At 62.0% G+C, this 17173-nt stretch carries 15 protein-coding genes; all 15 read left to right on the top strand.

Annotated elements, in window-relative coordinates:
- Positions 1–12: 12 nt before the first annotated feature.
- The 15 genes from hemE (at position 13) to ACQE3E_RS03120 (ending at position 17118) form a co-directional block, all read left to right on the top strand.
- Entirely contained in the window at positions 13–1083 is a 1071-nt protein-coding gene (hemE, locus tag ACQE3E_RS03190) for a uroporphyrinogen decarboxylase (RefSeq protein WP_427501215.1), read from the top strand.
- On the top strand, positions 1083–1502 hold the full coding sequence (locus ACQE3E_RS03185; RefSeq protein WP_071155903.1) for a secondary thiamine-phosphate synthase enzyme YjbQ: 420 nt from the start codon (positions 1083–1085) through the stop codon (positions 1500–1502). The genes hemE and ACQE3E_RS03185 overlap by 1 nt, the downstream gene beginning before the upstream one ends.
- Positions 1503–1512: 10 nt before the next feature.
- Positions 1513–1971: a DUF411 domain-containing protein gene (locus ACQE3E_RS03180; RefSeq protein WP_064024111.1), complete on the top strand. Its 459-nt coding sequence runs from the start codon at positions 1513–1515 to the stop codon at positions 1969–1971.
- 303 nt (positions 1972–2274) lie between these two features.
- Positions 2275–3477, top strand: a complete 1203-nt coding sequence (locus ACQE3E_RS03175) for a glycosyltransferase family 4 protein (RefSeq protein WP_427501214.1) — start codon at positions 2275–2277, stop codon at positions 3475–3477.
- 59 nt (positions 3478–3536) lie between these two features.
- Positions 3537–4412, top strand: coding sequence for a nitroreductase family protein (locus tag ACQE3E_RS03170; protein ID WP_071155899.1), 876 nt, complete (start codon positions 3537–3539; stop codon positions 4410–4412).
- A 2-nt stretch (positions 4413–4414) separates the two neighbouring features.
- On the top strand, positions 4415–5494 hold the full coding sequence (locus ACQE3E_RS03165) for a polysaccharide pyruvyl transferase family protein (protein ID WP_427501213.1): 1080 nt from the start codon (positions 4415–4417) through the stop codon (positions 5492–5494).
- Between the two features lie 64 nt (positions 5495–5558).
- Positions 5559–6773, top strand: a complete 1215-nt coding sequence (locus ACQE3E_RS03160) for a hypothetical protein (RefSeq protein ID WP_427501212.1) — start codon at positions 5559–5561, stop codon at positions 6771–6773.
- A gap of 84 nt (positions 6774–6857) precedes the next feature.
- A complete protein-coding gene (locus ACQE3E_RS03155; protein WP_427501211.1) occupies positions 6858–7949 on the top strand; it encodes a glycosyltransferase family 4 protein in 1092 nt (363 codons plus the stop codon).
- Positions 7949–8983, top strand: a complete 1035-nt coding sequence (locus ACQE3E_RS03150; protein ID WP_313729104.1) for a glycosyltransferase family 4 protein — start codon at positions 7949–7951, stop codon at positions 8981–8983. The genes ACQE3E_RS03155 and ACQE3E_RS03150 overlap by 1 nt, the downstream gene beginning before the upstream one ends.
- Positions 8984–8998: 15 nt before the next feature.
- Positions 8999–10099 (top strand): glycosyltransferase, encoded by a 1101-nt coding sequence (locus ACQE3E_RS03145; RefSeq protein ID WP_313729105.1) that lies wholly within the window; start codon positions 8999–9001, stop codon positions 10097–10099.
- A gap of 36 nt (positions 10100–10135) precedes the next feature.
- Complete coding sequence (gene asnB, locus ACQE3E_RS03140; protein ID WP_313729106.1) at positions 10136–12073, top strand: asparagine synthase (glutamine-hydrolyzing); 1938 nt, start codon at positions 10136–10138, stop codon at positions 12071–12073.
- A 15-nt stretch (positions 12074–12088) separates the two neighbouring features.
- Complete coding sequence (locus ACQE3E_RS03135) at positions 12089–13231, top strand: glycosyltransferase family 4 protein (RefSeq protein ID WP_313729107.1); 1143 nt, start codon at positions 12089–12091, stop codon at positions 13229–13231.
- A 31-nt stretch (positions 13232–13262) separates the two neighbouring features.
- On the top strand, positions 13263–14228 hold the full coding sequence (locus tag ACQE3E_RS03130) for an NAD-dependent epimerase/dehydratase family protein (protein ID WP_313729108.1): 966 nt from the start codon (positions 13263–13265) through the stop codon (positions 14226–14228).
- Positions 14229–14233: 5 nt separating this feature from the next.
- A complete protein-coding gene (locus tag ACQE3E_RS03125; RefSeq protein WP_313729109.1) occupies positions 14234–15259 on the top strand; it encodes an MraY family glycosyltransferase in 1026 nt (341 codons plus the stop codon).
- Positions 15256–17118: a polysaccharide biosynthesis protein gene (locus ACQE3E_RS03120; RefSeq protein WP_313729110.1), complete on the top strand. Its 1863-nt coding sequence runs from the start codon at positions 15256–15258 to the stop codon at positions 17116–17118. Before ACQE3E_RS03125 ends, ACQE3E_RS03120 begins: the two co-directional genes overlap by 4 nt.
- Positions 17119–17173: the final 55 nt, after the last annotated feature.

Below are 17173 nucleotides of genomic sequence, written 5' to 3'. Positions count from 1 at the left end.
ACCTTCTCACCGATGACAACAATAGAAAACGACTTATTCCTTAGAGCGCTGTTAAAACAACCGGTCGAACGCACCCCGGTCTGGATGATGCGCCAAGCCGGCCGCTATCTGCCCGAATACCGCGCTACCCGCGCCAAAGCCGGCAGTTTCATGCAACTGTGTACCAACCCGGAACTGGCTTGCGAAGTAACCCTGCAACCTTTGGAGCGCTTTGGCTTCGATGCCGCCATCCTGTTTTCCGACATTCTGACGATACCGGACGCGATGGGCTTGGGTTTATCCTTCGCCGAGGGCGAGGGCCCGCAATTCGCCCATCCGATCCGCACTGCCGACGACGTCAAGCGCCTGCCGATTCCCGATCCTGAAACCGAATTGCGTTACGTCGTCGACGCCGTGCGTCTAATCAAATCCAATCTGCGCAACCGACTGCCGCTGATCGGCTTTTCCGGCAGCCCGTGGACCTTGGCGACTTACATGGTGGAAGGCAAGGGCAGCAAAAGCTTTCAGAAAGTCAAAAGCATGATGTTCGAGGAACCGGCCTTGATGCATCAAATGCTGGACAAACTGGCGCAAGCGGTGGCCGCGTATTTGAACGCGCAAATCGCCGCCGGCGCCGACGCGGTGATGCTGTTCGACACTTGGGGCGGCATGCTTAGCCACGACGATTATCTGGAGTTTTCGTTGAGCTACGCCCGCCAGGTGCGGGAACTGCTGAACACCCAGCGCGACGGCCGGCAAATCCCGACCATCTTGTTCACCAAGGGCGGCGGCCTGTGGTTGGAAACGATGGCCGACACCGGCTACGACGCACTGGGTTTGGATTGGCAGACCGACATCGCCAACGCCCGCGCCCGCGTCGGCGCCAAGGTGGCCTTGCAAGGCAATATGGACCCGATTACGCTGTATGCCAAGCCCGAGGTGATCCGCGCCAAGGTCGGCAAGATCCTGCACGACTTCGGCCACGGCACCGGCCACGTGTTCAATCTCGGTCACGGCATTTTGCCGGACATCGCCCCCGAGCACGTCAAGGCGATGGTCGATGCCGTGCGCGAATTCAGTCCGCAATACCATCGCGCCGGCTGATGTGGTTTCAAAAGCGCTTGCAATTGGCGGCCAAACCGCGTGGTTTTCATCTGGTCAACCGGGAGATCGTCAACCAGCTGCCCGAAATTCGCGAACTGGAAGTCGGCCTGCTGCATTTGTTTTTGCAACACACCTCGGCCTCGTTGGCGATCAACGAAAACGCCGACGCCGATGTGCGCCGCGACCTGGAAAGTTACTTTTCCCGAGCGGTGCCGGAAAATGAACCTTACTACCGTCACACCCTCGAAGGAGCGGACGACATGCCCGCCCACATCAAGACCGTGATCCTCGGCAGCTCGCTGACGATACCGGTCGGCGACGGCCAATTGGCATTGGGCATCTGGCAAGGGATTTATTTATGCGAACACCGCAATCACGCGGGGCCGCGCACGATTATCGCAACGCTGAATGGCGAATGAAGAGGCTCTTATGAAAATAGCGAAAATTTCCGTTTTAACGCTGGCTACGATGTTCAGCGGTCTGTTATTCGCCGAGGAATCCAGCCAACCCGAAATGACCGTCTACCGCAGCCCAACCTGCGGTTGCTGCGGCAAATGGCTGGAGCATGCCGAAAACAGCGGCTTTAAAATCAAGGACGTGATCAGCTCGGACATGGATCAAATCAAGGCCCGTTACGGCGTGCCGGAGAAATTGGCGTCCTGCCACACCGTCGTCGTGGACGGCTACGTGATCGAAGGCCACGTCCCGGCCGCCGACGTGCAAAAATTGCTGAAGGAAAAACCCGCCGTCGCCGGGTTGGCCGCGCCCGGCATGCCGATGGGCAGCCCCGGCATGGAAATGGGCGGCCGCCAGGACGACTACAAAGTCGTGTCTTTCGATAAGGATGGGCATTACGCAGTTTATGCCGAACACGGTAACGGTCGCTGATCGGCTGGCACGGCAAGCCCGCCCGGCTTTTACCAGCCCGGTTTAAGCCTAGCTAAACACCGATAACCGAGAGTGGACCTCAAATCAAGAACGCCAAGTCTTGTGTTCTGACGCGGCTGGATTCGGCGTCCTCCGTCGGAATGAGGGTGTCGTAAAAGTCGAAACAGAACCCTCTCCCCAACCCCTCTCCCGCAAGGAGAGGGGCTTTTACGACACCCTCCGAATGACGGAATATCGTTATCAAATCGCAAATTTAGGTTTTTTGATCCCTTCATCCCGGCCACCTCTCGCCGGGCGGGGGTATTGCCCACTCCTCCGGCCATGTTGAATATCCGCCATTTCGCCAATACCATCGTCGGCAAGCCCGGCAATATCGGCGTGCGCACCGAGCGCATCATCCGCGCGCTGTCGGCCCAAGGTGATAGCGGCTATTGTTTGTCGCGCCAAGCTCAACTCAAATCGCCGGGCTTTGTCTACCGGGACATGGGCTGGCTCGGCCATCTCCCCAGACTGTTGAACGCCACCCGAATTTACCTGGCCCCCGGCTTTAATCATCGCTATCCGGACGTCAAATTGTTCGAGTGGTTCGCGGCCCGCCACTGGCAAGAAGCCAGCGCCGGACCACGGCCGATCGCCCACGTCTGGGACGCCTGCCCGCGATTGCTGACGGCATTGAAGACGGCCGGTATTCCGGTCCTGTTGGACATGCCGGTCGCACCGACCGCGTATTCACTGCGCATCGCCGAGCAATACGACCTCGATTTTCTGATGACCCATCGCAGCATGCTGGATTTCGAGCAAGCCGCGTGCGAACTGGCCGACTTGATTGCCGCGCCATCGTGGTTCGTCGCCGAGGAATTGCAACGCATCGGCGTGACGCCGGACAAAATCCGCATTGCCGAATTCGGCGTGGACCCGCCTTCCGGCCCGACTAAGCCGCGTCCGCCCAAAAAACCGGGCGCGGCGCTGGACTTCTGCTTCGCCGGCAACATTAACCGCCGCAAGGGTGTCGATCTGCTGCTGGATGCCTGGCGCGATCCGGCCTTTGCCGGCGACAGCCTGCATTTGTGCGGCCGACTGTATCCCGAAATCGATGTCGCAGCCGCCACCAACCCGGTACTGACGCCGGGTTTCGTCAACACCTTCGAATACCTGCCGAATTGCGATGTGTTTGTCTTTCCCAGCTGGCTGGAAGGTTCGGCCAAGGCGGTGTTCGAGGCCATGGCCTGCGGACTGCCGGCCATCGTCAGCGATGCGTCCGGCTCGGTGGTGCGCGACGGCATCGACGGCTTCGTGATCCCGGCCGGCGACCGCGCCGCGTTGCGCGAGCGGATGTTGTGGTTCAAGACCCATCCCGAACAAATCCGCGCGATGGGCGACAACGCCCGCGCGCGCGCGCGCCAATTCAGTTGGGACGGTTACGCCGCCAAGGTCGTCGAGATGTATCGGGAACTCGCCGACCGCGCCCACGCTTGCGTCGCTCCGATTGACAAGGCCGCCCGCTAAGTGGAGAATCCGCCGGCTACGCGGGGAGCTAGCCCGCTCAATCCATTGACCTATCACCCGTGTTCAGCAAATTAAAGTCTCTTCGCGAATATTTCCGAGTCTTTCTGGCCGACAACCGCCTGCTGTTCGCCGGTATCCGCCAGCGGCGCGGCGCCAAGGCCAAGGAATATTTGCTACGCCGTAACATTCATCGGCTGGAAAAAGGCTTGCGCAACCCGGAATGCCGGATTCCGTTCGGACAAGCCTATGCCGGCCAAACCGAACGCGACTTCGAAACCTACCGTTCGCAATTGCCGCCAGCCATCGCCGATTGGGGCGACCACGTCCTCGCCGAATATCGGCAACGACACGCCAATCCGGCGCTGCCGGTCGAAGCGCCGGCCGACGTCGCGATCCCGCTCGATGCACCCGACTACGCCAGCTTGCGCGCCGCCTTCGCCCAACGCACCAGTTGCCGGCATTTCATCGCGCCTGCCCCCGCCGGCGACGCCATCGCCGAGATCCTGCACGACACTCGCCATATACCGACGTCGTGCAACCGCGAAGCGTACCGGGTACTGATCGTCGAAACCCCGGAAAAACGCGACTGGCTGCTGGCAAACAGCATCGGCCTGACCAATTTCACCGGCGTCGAGCATTGCACGGTGCTGGCCTTCGTCGCCGATCTGGCGGCGGTGAACCATCCGCGCGACCGCCACGTGCCGGTCATGGATTGCAGCTTCGCCTCCTTGCTGTTCGCGCTGGCCGCGCAAAGCCGGGGCTTGGCCACTTGCTATTTGAACTGGCCGATCCGCCCAAACACCGATCGCCAATCCCGCGCCGTTCTGAATTTACCCGCCACCCAGAAGATCGTATTCTGTCTGTTGGTCGGCCACCAAAACCCCGCGCTTTCCAGCGGTAAGTCTCCGAAAAGCGGACGCATTTGCAAGGTTTGATCGTGAAAAAACAGGTATTGCTGACCGGCTTCGGCTACGAAAATTTCGGTTCGCGGCTGATGTTCGAAACCGTCGCCCATCATTTACTGGATGGCGCGGCGCCGGTCATCGAAATGCCGCGCGGCTCGCAGTGGCACGCCTGGTACCGGGGCTATTTCTTGATGCCGAACGCGCTGATCCGTCGTGGCTTGGACCGATGGTGCGCGCGACTGGCGCCGGGCCCGTTCGCCCGGCTCGGCTTTAAAACGCTGACCGACATCGGTACGGTGCTGGACATCAGCGGCTATTTGCACGACCACGCGAATGCGCCGATGCTGATGAACAATAAGTTGCATTTGCTGCGGCTCGCCAAGTCCGCCGGCGCCAAGATCGCGTTTTTGCCCCATTCGCTGTCGATTCAGCAAGCTGCGCACCGCCCGATTTTCCAAGGACTCTATGCCTTGGCCGACATCGTGTACGCCCGCGACGCGCATTCCCACGCCGCCGCCGCCGCGCTCGGCCTGCCCCAGCCCATCGGCCTGTGCTCCGACTTCGTATTGTGCCACCCCCGGCTGGCCACGTTCGAAACCGCGAACGACCCGGCAGCGCGCGACGTGCTGCTGGTGATTCCCAACTTTAAATCGCAAACCGCCGACATCGTCGCGGCCGCCCAACGCATGCTGAGCGCTCACGGAGACGCAATCCGGAAAGTGGTCATCGCGTCGTTTTATACCGGCGAGAAGGCCGCCTACCTCGAAGAAATCCGCGCCGCGCTCGCCGGTAGCGTCGAGGTTAGCATCGCGCCCGATCCCGAAGCGGTTTGGGACTGGTTGCCGCGAGCGCTGATTTGCGTATCGGCACGCTACCACGGCTGCTGCCTGGCCTTATACGCGCAGGTCCCCTTGCTGACGGTCGGCTGGTCGGAAAAATACGAATCGCTACTAAAAGCTTGGCAATATCCGCTGAATTTGGTCGACGCCGACACCGTCGAAGCCGGGCGCGCGTATTATCGGGGCGCCTACCGGCAAAACCGCGCCGAGAAACTGAACGAAGTCCGCGCAATGTTTGCCGAGTTGCGGGCGCGTCTGGCGAATGCGGACTAGACCGGCATTGGCGGGTTCCGCCTACACCGGCGAAACCCGCCACGACAGTATTTGGTAGGACCGGATGCCGGCTCCGTCCCGCCCCCGTCGCGCCCGAGCCCGCGCGGTAGTCAAACCGATCTGGCTGCGCCTGCTCAGCGTTGCCTCGCAAGGCCTGTTTTTATTGGTCATGCAATGGCGCTGGCCGTTCGCGGAAATCGGCGAATATATGAGTTTGCTGGCCTTGTTCAATCTGTCAACCTTGCTGACGGCGTCGGGACTGGATAAGCAATTGATCCGCCGCCGCGCGGCATTGTCGCTCGATAAAGCCGCCAGCGACGCGTTGATCGATCGCGCCGCGACTTATGCCGGTCTGATCAGCCTAGCGTGGGCGGCGGGCCTGTTCGCCACTTTGTATCCGGAACCCTTATCCGCCGGGTTTGGGTCTATGTTGCTGTTCTGTGTGGCCGGTTGCGGATTTCGAATTCACGCCGCCAAAATCGCCGATCCGGAGCGTTACGCCGAGTTGCTGGACGCGCAATTGGCGCAGGCAACGGCGTTACGCCTGGGCTTGACCGCCGCGCTGGTTTGGTACGGCGACGCGCTGCAAATCGTCACGCTGGAATTATTGGGCGGCTGTTTGAGCAACTTGCGAATCTGCCGGCACTACCGGCTGAACGCCAATCTGTCGTTGCGCCGGCTCGACCGCGACTTGGTCTATCAAGCGATGACGCTGTTTTTCTCCAAATTGCTGCAACAGTTAGGCGTGCGCTACTTGCTGCTGATTCCGGCCGCGCAAGCCGATTTCGGCAGCGCCGGCCTGTTCGGTTTTTTGCAAAAGGTCTGCGGCCTGGTGACCAACATCGCCGACTTTGTGCTACAACGCCTGCATGTCCGTCACGGCCTATTCCGGCAAGATCGCGATTTGGGCGATCAATACCGACGCGGAGCCCGCTGGGTGCTGGCGACTTCGGTGCTGCTCAGCACCGGGTTGGCGGCATTGGCGCTGGCGCTGGAACAGGGCTGGAACGATACCTTGCTGGCGGCCTTGGCCATTTTGGCCGGCTCGCCGTTCTTGGTGTGGCGGACGACGCTGAGCAACGCCATCACCCAACGCCAAGTCTATTGGGTGTCGCCGCTGAGTTATTTGCCGGCCACGGCCTTGCTGGCCTTGCTGGCCGCGCTGGAGTTAACCCAGCCGCTGGCGCTGGCGCTGGCCTTGCTGGTCAATACCGTATTGAACGTGGCGACCGCGAAATTGCTGCTGGCCTGGTCCGGCGCGGAAGGGCGTTCGGCTTAAGCCCGGCCGTTCCCACGCCAAGTTTTTTGCTTGTTCGGCCGAAAAAACCGCTTCATGATCGTTAGCTGAAAATATTGGAACCGCATGCGCGTTATTTACATCACCCGTGCCAGCTTGTCCGCGTCCGGCGCCCAGGCCCGTCAAATCCTGTCGATGGCCCAGGCCTACCACGACCGGCTGGCCGGGCAATTTCTGCTGATTTCGCCCGGCGGGTTGAGCGGCAATCCGCCGTTCGCGCACCGTCCGCTGCCCTGGTCGGCCAAGCAATGGCAACGCTATATCCGAGCCTGTCTGGCGGCGTTGAGCGGTGCTCGTGCCGAGCGCTCGGCTCTATTTGTCACCCGCGACATCGTCGTCGCGTTCTGCGTGATTTTCGCCGGCGGCCAAGTAGTTTACGAAGCGCACGATCAACCGCACGGCTGGCTGCCCAAAACCCTGTTTCGGCTATTGAACCGAGCGGGCCGCTTTAAAATGACCACAAATTGCCTGGCATTGGCCGAACACTACCGCAAGGTCTACGGCTTTAGCGACTCCAACCTGCTGCCGGCCCACAATGCCGCCTTTCCGGAAGCCTACGCGCCGTTGCGTGCATTGCCGAAAGCCGCGCTCAGACAACGCCTGAATTTGCCGACCGATACACTCTTGGTGGTACATACCGGCAGCCTCTACAAAGGCGGCGCCGAACTGTTCGAATACCTGGCGCGCGGCCGCGAACAGATCACTGTCGTGCATGTCGGCGGCAAGGACGGCGAGTGCGCAGTTTGGCGCGACTACTATCGCGACCGTGGCCTAAGCAACGTCCAGTTCGTGCCGCACCGCCCGGCGGACACGATACGCGAGTACCAGGTCGCCGCCGATCTGCTGTTTTATATGACAACCCGGCATTCGCCGATTTACTGGTGTACCTCGCCGCTGAAATTGTTCGAATACATGGCCAGCGGCACCCCGATACTCGGCGCCCGCATCGGCTCGATAGGCGAAGTCTTCGACGACAGCGTCGGGTTTTGTTTCGATCCCGAGCAAGCGACCAGTATCGACGCCGGCTTCGAAGCATTCCTGAGCGACCCAGCCGCCGCCGCGCGCCGTGCCGCCAACGCGCTGAGCGCCGCCGAACAACGTTATTCCTGGCATCGGCGCGCCGAAGCGATCTTACAGTTTGCCGGCGGGAATTTTTGATGGCCCGTATCGCGATCTTTTCCAAGTACTTCGGTTACAACATCGGCGGCGCCGAACACAGCACCTTGGAGCTGTTGAAACGCCGCGAAGCCGCCGGCGACAATATCACCGCCGTCATCGTCGCCAATCTGCGCAGCCACGGCGCCGAGTCGCTGCGCATGCCGCTGCCGGACACCTGGCACATTCGCTCGATTTCGCTGCCGGCCGATACGGTGCGCTTCCGCTTTTTCGCCTACTGGCGCAACCGCGCCGCGCTAAGCGAACTCGGTAGCTCTTTGAAGGATTTCGACGCACTTTACGCTTACGGCCTGTACGCACCGGCGGTAATCAACGCTTTTACCGGCCAAACCGTGTATCTGGTGCGCGACGAATACGGGCTGGGCTGGAACCGAAACTACCGGCAAGGCTTGAAAAGATGGTTGTTCGCGCTGTACCGGCTCGCCGAATGGCCGCTGGAGCGCTTGTGGTTGCGCGATTTGCGCCGTGCCATCGCCAAGTCGCGGCTGATCGCCAATTCGCACTTTATCGCCCAGGAATTGCAGGGCTTGGCGCCGGACGCCCCCATCGACATTGAATATCCGGAGCTGGATACCGCGACGCTACAAGCCGATTTCGCGCGACACGCGACCTACGTGTCGAACAAAGGCATCGTCCTGATCGGCGACAATATTCTCAAGGGCGGCGATATCGCCCGTAAAATCGCCGCGCGTTTGCCCGGCGAGCGGTTTTATTTGTTCGACCGGCGCAACCTGACCGAGCGACGCGACGGCAATCTGATATCGATGCCGTGGCAATCGCCGGGCCGGGTTTACGCCCACGCCAAACTGGTCATCGTCCCGTCGCGCTGGCACGAAGCATTCGGCCGCGTGGTGCTGGAAGCGCAAGTCCTAGGTATTCCCGTCGTGGCTTCGGCGCGCGGCGGCCTGCCGGAGGCCATCGCCGACCCGACGGCGTTGGTAGCCGATCCGGACGACATCGATAGCTGGCTGACAAAAATCGCCGAACGTCTAGCGCCGGCCGTCAATCACCGTTAACCCAAGCAGACCACCGTGAAACTGATCTACGACGCCCGCCCGATCGCGCTGCAATACACCGGCCTGGGCCGCTACACCGCCTCGCTGCTACTCGCCCTGTTGGACAGTCCGCGCCGCGCCGACCTGACCATCGACGTGCTGATCGACCGGGGCTGCGATCCCAACGGCATGCACTATCGGGCCCTGCAACGTTATCTGGAACTCGGCGCTTGCCGCTTGCACGCCGTCGATGCGCCGCCGATTTCGTTCCGTCAACACGTCTCGGTGCCGCGCTGGGTCAACCGGCAAGGCGCCGACCGCTATTTCTATCCGCATTTCGACATGCCGCTGGGGATCAAGATACCGAGCGCCTTCGTCGTCCACGACTTGATTCCGCTGCTGGTGGACGGCTATGTGCAGTCGCTCGGCTTCGCCAAGAAACTGTATTTCCGACAAATGCTGCGCCACCACGTCGCCAGGGCGCAAGCCTGTTACGCGGTGTCGGCCACGACTCGCCAGGATATACTCGAACAGGTCGGCGAACGCTGGGCGGGCAAAGTCCGGGTGGCTTACGAAGGACCGGTGCTGACCGACGCCGGCGGCGACATCGAACCGCCGCTGCTGAACCCGCCGTATCTGCTTTACGTCGGCGACCGTCGTCCGCACAAACATCTGCGCCGCATCGTCGATATTTTCAAGTTGCTGCGCGACCGCCACGGTTACCAGGGCCGATTGGCGCTGGCCGGTTCCCGGCGGAACTTCGATTTCGATTTGGACGCCTATATCGCCGACCGCGCCGACATCCGCGTGCTGGGCAACGTCTCGGACGCCGAACTCCTAGCGCTGTATGCCCACACCGACGCCTTGATGTTTTTATCGGCCTACGAAGGTTTCGGCCTACCGGTGGTGGAAGCCGCCCGCTTCCACCGCAAAATCGTCGTGTCGGACGGCGGCTCGTTGCCGGAAATCACCCCGCCCGGCGCCTGCCAAATTCCCTGCTCGCTCGCCACGGACGCGGCGGCCGAGCAAATCGCCGCCTATTTGGCCGACCGGACCCAGCCGGAGCTGAGCGACTACAATCGACGCTATACTTGGCGGCGGGCGGTTGAAGCGATTTTCCCGGAAGCGCTGGCATGAACACCTTTACATACAATATTCGAGGACACTGAAACCATGTGTGGTTTTGCCGGCATCTTTCAGCCCAACGGCGGCGATTCCACGCGTCTTGGCGACAGCCTCGCTATCATGAACGCCACGCTGAACCATCGCGGCCCGGATGACAGCGGATTGTGGCTGGATGCAGAGGCCGGCTTGGGTTTGGCGCATCGGCGCTTGGCGATCCAGGATTTGAGTCCGGCCGGCCACCAGCCGATGCCGTCGGCTTGCGCCCGCTACGTCATCGCCTTCAACGGCGAAATCTACAACCACCTGGCGCTACGCCAACAGTTGGAACGCGAAAACCGCGCGCCGGTCTGGCGCGGTCACTCCGATACCGAAACCCTGCTGGCGGCCATTGCCGCCTGGGGCCTGGAACAAACCCTGGCCGCCTGTGTCGGCATGTTCGCGTTCGCGTTGTGGGACCGGCGCGATCGCGTGTTGACGCTAGCCCGCGACCGGTTGGGCGAAAAGCCGTTGTATTACGGCCGGCAAAACGGCACGCTGCTGTTCGGCTCGGAGTTGAAAGCGCTGAGAGCGCATCCGGATTTTCGCGGCGAGATCGACCGCGAAGCGCTGACCCTGTTTCTACGTCTGAGCTACGTGCCCGCCCCGCTTTCGATTTACCGGGGTATCGGCAAATTGCCGGCTGGCTGTTACGTCCGTTTCGCCGGGCGCGACGACCCGCAACCGGTCGCGTATTGGTCGACGGCAAACGCGGCGGCGGCCGGGATCGACTCCCCCTATCCCGGCAACGAAGCCGAGGCGGCCGCCGAATTGGAGCACTTGCTGAACCAATCGATCGCCGGTCAGATGCTGGCCGACGTGCCGCTCGGCGCGTTTTTGTCGGGCGGCATCGATTCGTCGTTGATCGTCGCGTTGATGCAAGCGCAGTCGGCGCGGCCGGTAAAAACCTTCACGATCGGCTTTAACGAAGCCGGCTACAACGAAGCCGAATACGCCCACGCGGTGGCCCGCCATTTGGGCAGCGAGCATACCGAACTCTACGTCTCGGCGGCTCAGGCCCGCGCGGTAATCCCGAATCTGCCGACGATTTACGACGAACCCTTCGCCGACGCCTCGCAAATTCCAACCTGGCTGGTCAGCCAATTGGCGCGCGAGCAAGTGACGGTCAGCCTGTCCGGCGACGGCGGCGACGAATTGTTCGGCGGCTATAACCGCTATTTCCTCGGTGCCGGTTTATGGCGCAAATTGGCGCCGTTGCCGCCCGTCGCGCGCACCCTCGCGGCGAATCTGTTAACCGGCTTCGGCGCCGAACAGTGGAACCGGCTGGCCCGGTTGGCCGCGCCGTTATTGCCGAACGCCTGGCGCTACGCCAACCCCGGCGACAAATTGCACAAACTGGCCGGCGTGCTGCATGCCCGCTCGCCGGACGCGCTGTATCGGCATTTGATTTCGCACTGGCGGGAACCGGCCGAGTTAGTCGTCGACGGCCGCGAGCCGGCAACGCCATCGCCCGACGCTCGTTTCGGTTTCGTCGAACGCATGATGCTGTCCGACACCGTCGGCTATTTGGCGGACGACATTCTGGTCAAGGTGGATAGAGCGGCGATGAACGTCAGCCTGGAAACCCGCGTGCCGTTTCTAGATCACCGATTGGTCGAATTTGCCTGGCGCTTGCCGTTGGCGATGAAAATCCGCGGCGGCCAAGGCAAACATATCGTCAAACAAGTGCTTTACCGCCACGTGCCGCCGGCGTTGCTGGAGCGGCCGAAGACCGGCTTTTCGATTCCGTTGGACCAATGGTTGCGCGAACCGTTGCGCGACTGGGCCGACGACCTATTGAACGAACGCCGCTTGCGCGAGCAGGGTTTTCTAAAACCGCGACCGATAGTCGAGGCCTGGCAAGCCCACCGAGGTGGCCGTTTAAATCGTCAATACCCGCTGTGGAACGTATTAATGTTTCAGGCATGGCTGGAAAAGCAGACGGGCTAGGCGGATAATTCGGTCATGGCAAACCCGAAACTGCTCTATTTCGTCACCGAGGACTGGTATTTCTGCTCGCACCGGATGGCGTTGGCCAAGGCGGCTCGAGCCGCCGGCTTCGACATCAGCGTCATGACCCGCGTCACTCGCCATGGCGACGCGATCCGCGCGGCCGGCTTCGAACTGATCGACCTGCCGGTCGATCGCGGCGGCACCAATCCGTGGATCGAATTAAACACCTTGATGCAAGTGTGGCGGGCCTATCGCCACCTAAAACCCGATCTGGTCCACCAAGTCGCGCTGAAGCCGGTACTTTACGGCGGCATCGTCTCATTGCTGATGCCGGAACTGAAAACGGTCAACCTGTTGGCCGGCCTCGGTACGATTTTTTCGTCGTCACACCAACGCGCCAAATGGCTGCGGAAAGTGGTCCAGCCGCTGTTCAGCCTGTTGTTCCGGCGCCCCAACAGCCAAACCATCGTCCAGAATCGCGCGGATTACGCGTTGTTGCGCGACCAGTTGCGGGTTCCCGAGTCGGCCCTGCACCTGATCAAGGGTTCGGGTGTCGATACCGACGAATTTCGCGCCATCCCGGAACCGCCCGGCCGGGTAACGATAGCCCTGGTTTCCCGCTTGCTGTGGGACAAGGGCATCGGCGAGTATGTCGCCGCCGTCGGCCTTTTGAAACGCAAGGGCCTGGAGTTTGACGCGTTGCTGGTCGGCAGCCCCGATCACGAAAACCTCGCGCCGATCAGCCAAGCCCAGTTGACGGCTTGGAACCGACAAGGCGACGTCCGCTGCGTTGGCCACGTCGACGACGTCGCCCACTTCTGGCGCGACGCGCACATCGCGGTGTTGCCGTCGTTTTACGGCGAAGGTATTCCCAAGAGCCTGATTGAGGCCGCCGCCAGCGGCCGCGCCATCGTCACGACCGACACGCCGGGCTGCGACGAAATCGTCGCCGACGGCGAGAACGGCTATTTGGTGCCGGTCAAGGACGTACCGGCCCTGGCCACCGCGCTGGAAAAACTGCTGACCAACCCAGCGTTGCGCCAAGCCATGGGACTAGCCGGCCGCCGCAAGGTCGAACAGGAATTCTCCGACGCCATCGTCCTGGCGCAAACACTCGCGGTGTATCGGCTCTTGCTCGACGCCGCCCCCGACTAAACCCAACTCCGGCCGCATCCCTGTCCACTTGATGAACGACGCGATCCGCTCGATTTTAATCACCGGCGCCAACGGCTTTATCGGCTCGGCCCTACGCGACGCCTTATGCGTGCGCGGCCATGCGCCGAAAACCGCCGGCCGCGCCACGACGGCCGGCATTGACTTCGCCTGGGACATGGCCGGCGAAGCGGCTTGTCCGCCCGAGTTGCTGGACGGTATCGATACCGTGTTCCATCTGGCCGGCAAGGCCCATGCGCTGGCCGAAAATCGCCAGGACGAGGCCGAGTACTTCGCGGTCAATACCGCAGGCACCCACAAATTACTGGAAGCCGCCAAAGCGGCGGGCGTGCGGCGTTTCATTTATTTTAGCAGCGTCAAGGCCGTCGGCGACGCCGAGCAAGCGCCGTGGGACGAAACCGCGTCCGCGCCGGCCGACACGCCTTACGGCCGCTCCAAATACGCCGCCGAGCAGTTGGTATTGCACGGCGGCTACGTGCCGCATCCGGTCGTGATCCGGCCGTGCATGGTGTACGGCAACACCAACAAGGGCAATTTGCCGCAGATGATACGCGCCATCCACCAAGGCCGATTTCCGCCGCTGCCGGAAACCGGCAACCGGCGCTCGATGGTGCATGTCGCCGATCTGGTCGAGGCAGCGATCCTGGTGGCGGAACACCCGGCCGCCGCCGGCCAAATCTATATCGTCACCGACGATACGCCCTATTCCACCCGGCAAATTTACGACTGGATTCGCACCGCGCTGGGCAAACCGCCGGCGCGCTGGCGCGTGCCGTTCCAAGCTCTGCGCGCCGCCGCTCGGTTCGGCGACGGCCTGAACCGGCTGTGCCGGCAGCGCATGCCGTTGGATAGCGACACCTTGCGGAAATTAACCGATTCGGCCTGGTATTCGTCTGCTAAAATCCGCCGGGAACTGGGCTTTACTACCACCCGCAATCTTCGGGACGCCCTGCCCGACCTGATTCGCTATTTGACCTGATCCGCGTGCTGCTTTTCTTCCTCGTCGTTTGCCTGTCGGCCGGCCTGACCGGACTGATCCGTCTTTACGCCTTGCGCAACCGCGTGCTGGACATCCCCAATCAACGCAGCTCCCACACCACGCCAACCCCGCGCGGCGGCGGTTTGGCGATGGTCATCAGTTTCGCGGCCGCCTCGGCTTGGCTATACCTCGACGGCCGTTTACCTGCCGACGCCGCGCTAGCCTTGGCCGCCGCGCTACCGGTCGCCGCGATCGGCTTTCTCGACGACCATGCCGAAGTCAGCGCCCGTTTAAGACTGGCCGTTCATCTGCTGTCGGCCGGCACGGCCGTCTGGCTACTGAACGGTTTACCGGCCGTGCTGATGCCGGCGCCGCTGGACGGATTATTGGGCGGGCTGATTTGGCAAGTGGGCAGCCTGGGCTATGCCTTAGCGTTGTTGGGCTTGGTCTGGTCGTTGAATCTGTTCAATTTCATGGACGGCACCGACGGCATCGCCGCCTCGGAAGCCCTGTTCGTGTCGGCGGCGCTGGCCGGTTTGCTACATTACATCCACCCCGGCCTAGCAGCAACGGCGCTGACCTTAGCCGCCGCCAGCGCGGGTTTTCTGATCTGGAACCGGCCGAAGGCGAAAATCTTCATGGGCGACGTCGGCAGCGGCTTCATCGGTTTGGCGCTGGGTTTGCTGATCGTGCTGGCCACGCGCGAGGCCCCGGCGCTGCTGTATTGCGGTGTCATTCTTTACGGCTTGTTCATCGTCGATGCCAGCTACACGTTGGCGCGCCGCGCGCTCGGCGGCCAACGCTGGTACGCGGCGCATTGCTCGCACACCTATCAACACGCCGCCAAGCGCCACGGCCACGCCAACGTCTTGCTGGCCTGCTGGGCGATCAATCTGCTTTGGCTGTTGCCGATTGCATTTTGGGTGTTCTCCCGCCCCGCTTACGCGCTGGCGGCGATCGCGCTGGCCTACACGCCGCTGATCCTGCTTGCCCGGCATTATCAAGCCGGCCACCCCGAGTTTCAGCCGTGACCTGGCGTTTCCGCTCGCGCACGACGATCTTTCTGCACGATCTGGCGATGGTGCCGCTGGCCTGGTTCGGCGCCTATTGGCTGCGCTTTAATCTGCACGCGATTCCGGACGAATACCTGTATTCGGCGTTTCTGTTTCTGCCCGGCGTCATCGGCGTCCAGGTCGGGCAATTCTGGCTGTTCGGCTTGTACCGGGGCGTCTGGCGTTATTCGTCGCTGCCCGACCTGATCCGGATCGGCAAGGCGGTGTTAAGCGGGGTGTTTTGGATCGCCTGCGGCCTGTTTCTTTACAACCGTCTGCAAGGCGTGCCGCGCTCGGTGGTACCGCTATACGTGATCATTCTATTCTCGCTGCTCAGCGTGCCGCGTTTGGTGTACCGGTTTTGGAAGGAGCGGGCCTTCGTCGAGCGGGTCGGCCGGCGGGCGTTGATCGTCGGCGCCGGATCGGCCGGCGAAATGCTGGCGCGCGACCTGCTTGCGAATCACGACAGCGGCTACGTTCCGGTCATTTTCGTCGACGACCATCCGGGCAAATTTCGCCGAGAGATTCGCGGCATCCGGGTGGCCGGCAACGCCGAGCAAATTCCGGAATTGGTCAAGCAATGGGACATCGAAACCGTGTTGATCGCGGTGCCGTCGGCCAACGCCGCGCAGATGCGCCGTATCGTCGAAATCTGCGAAGGCTGCGGCGCCGATTTCCAAACCCTGCCGTCGGTCAAGGAGTTGTTAAGCGGCGCGGTCACCAAGGCCAATCTGCGTAGCGTCTCGATCGAAGACATTCTGGGTCGGGCGCCGGTCAAATTGGACTGGCCCGGCATTCAGGCCCATCTGCGCGACAAGACCGTGTTGGTCACCGGCGGCGGCGGTTCTATCGGTTCGGAACTGTGCAAGCAACTCGCGAAGGTAAAGCCGCGGCGGCTGATCGTCTTGGACCAATGCGAATTCAATTTGTACAAGATCGACGCCGACCTGGCCCGGCTGTTTCCACAATTGCCGCGCGTCGCGGTGCTCGGCGACGTGGCCGACGTCTTAACCGTGCAACGCCTGATCGAAACCGAGCGTCCGGAAATCGTGTTCCACGCCGCCGCCTACAAGCACGTGCCCTTGTTGGAATATCAGGTCCGCGAAGCCGTGCACAACAACCTGATCGGCACCAAAATCCTCGCCGAAGCCGCCATCGCCGGCGGCGTGGCGCGCTTTGTGTTGATTTCGACCGACAAGGCGGTCAATCCCAGCAACGTGATGGGGGCGACCAAGCGCGCCGCCGAAATCCTGTGCCAGAACCTGGACCGGCCGGGCTCGACCCGCTTCACGACGGTGCGCTTCGGCAACGTGCTGGATTCGGCCGGCAGCGTCGTGCCGCTGTTTCGCGAGCAAATCAAGGCCGGCGGCCCGGTCACGGTCACCCACCCGGACATCACCCGCTACTTCATGACGATACCGGAAGCCTGCCAGTTGATCATGCAGGCCGAAACCGCCGGCGCCGGCGGCGAGATTTTCGTGTTGGACATGGGCGAGCCGGTCAAGATCCGTTATCTGGCCGAACAAATGATCCGGCTCAGCGGCAAAATCCCGGATCGGGACATCGCGATCGAATACGTCGGCTTGCGTCCCGGCGAGAAATTGTACGAAGAGCTGTTCCATGAACAAGAGGCCTTGCAAGCCACCGGCCTGCCGAAACTGCGGCTAGCCAAGGCCAGGGTCTACGACAGCGGCGAATGGCTGGCCAGCATCGAGCGCATGCAGGCCGGCTGCCTGTGCCGCGAAGCCGGCGAGCTGCTATCTTGTTTGAAACAATTGGTCCCTGAATTTCAACAACAAACCCAAAACCGAGTCGAGACCATCGATCCGCCCCGGTAGCACCCGATCGGCGCATCGCGGCGACCGTTGCCTAACCCACCTCAACCAACTCGTT

The sequence above is a fragment of the Methylomonas sp. MED-D genome (assembly GCF_050276835.1).
In the GTDB taxonomy this organism is placed as follows: domain Bacteria; phylum Pseudomonadota; class Gammaproteobacteria; order Methylococcales; family Methylomonadaceae; genus Methylomonas; species Methylomonas koyamae_A.
Note: the sequence above shows the minus strand (reverse complement) of the source record. Positions and strands in the feature narration are given on the sequence as shown.

Excerpts from the sequence above, each read along its gene's own strand:
- ACQE3E_RS03180 (WP_064024111.1), top strand. The coding sequence starts at position 1,513 with ATGAAAATAGCGAAAATTTCCGTTTTAACGCTGGCTACGATGTTCAGC.
- ACQE3E_RS03160 (WP_427501212.1), top strand. The coding sequence starts at position 5,559 with ATGCCGGCTCCGTCCCGCCCCCGTCGCGCCCGAGCCCGCGCGGTAGTC.
- ACQE3E_RS03150 (WP_313729104.1), top strand. The coding sequence starts at position 7,949 with ATGGCCCGTATCGCGATCTTTTCCAAGTACTTCGGTTACAACATCGGC.
- ACQE3E_RS03155 (WP_427501211.1), top strand. The coding sequence starts at position 6,858 with ATGCGCGTTATTTACATCACCCGTGCCAGCTTGTCCGCGTCCGGCGCC.
- asnB (WP_313729106.1), top strand. The coding sequence starts at position 10,136 with ATGTGTGGTTTTGCCGGCATCTTTCAGCCCAACGGCGGCGATTCCACG.
- ACQE3E_RS03130 (WP_313729108.1), top strand. The coding sequence starts at position 13,263 with ATGAACGACGCGATCCGCTCGATTTTAATCACCGGCGCCAACGGCTTT.
- ACQE3E_RS03185 (WP_071155903.1), top strand. The coding sequence starts at position 1,083 with ATGTGGTTTCAAAAGCGCTTGCAATTGGCGGCCAAACCGCGTGGTTTT.
- hemE (WP_427501215.1), top strand. The coding sequence starts at position 13 with ATGACAACAATAGAAAACGACTTATTCCTTAGAGCGCTGTTAAAACAA.
- ACQE3E_RS03135 (WP_313729107.1), top strand. The coding sequence starts at position 12,089 with ATGGCAAACCCGAAACTGCTCTATTTCGTCACCGAGGACTGGTATTTC.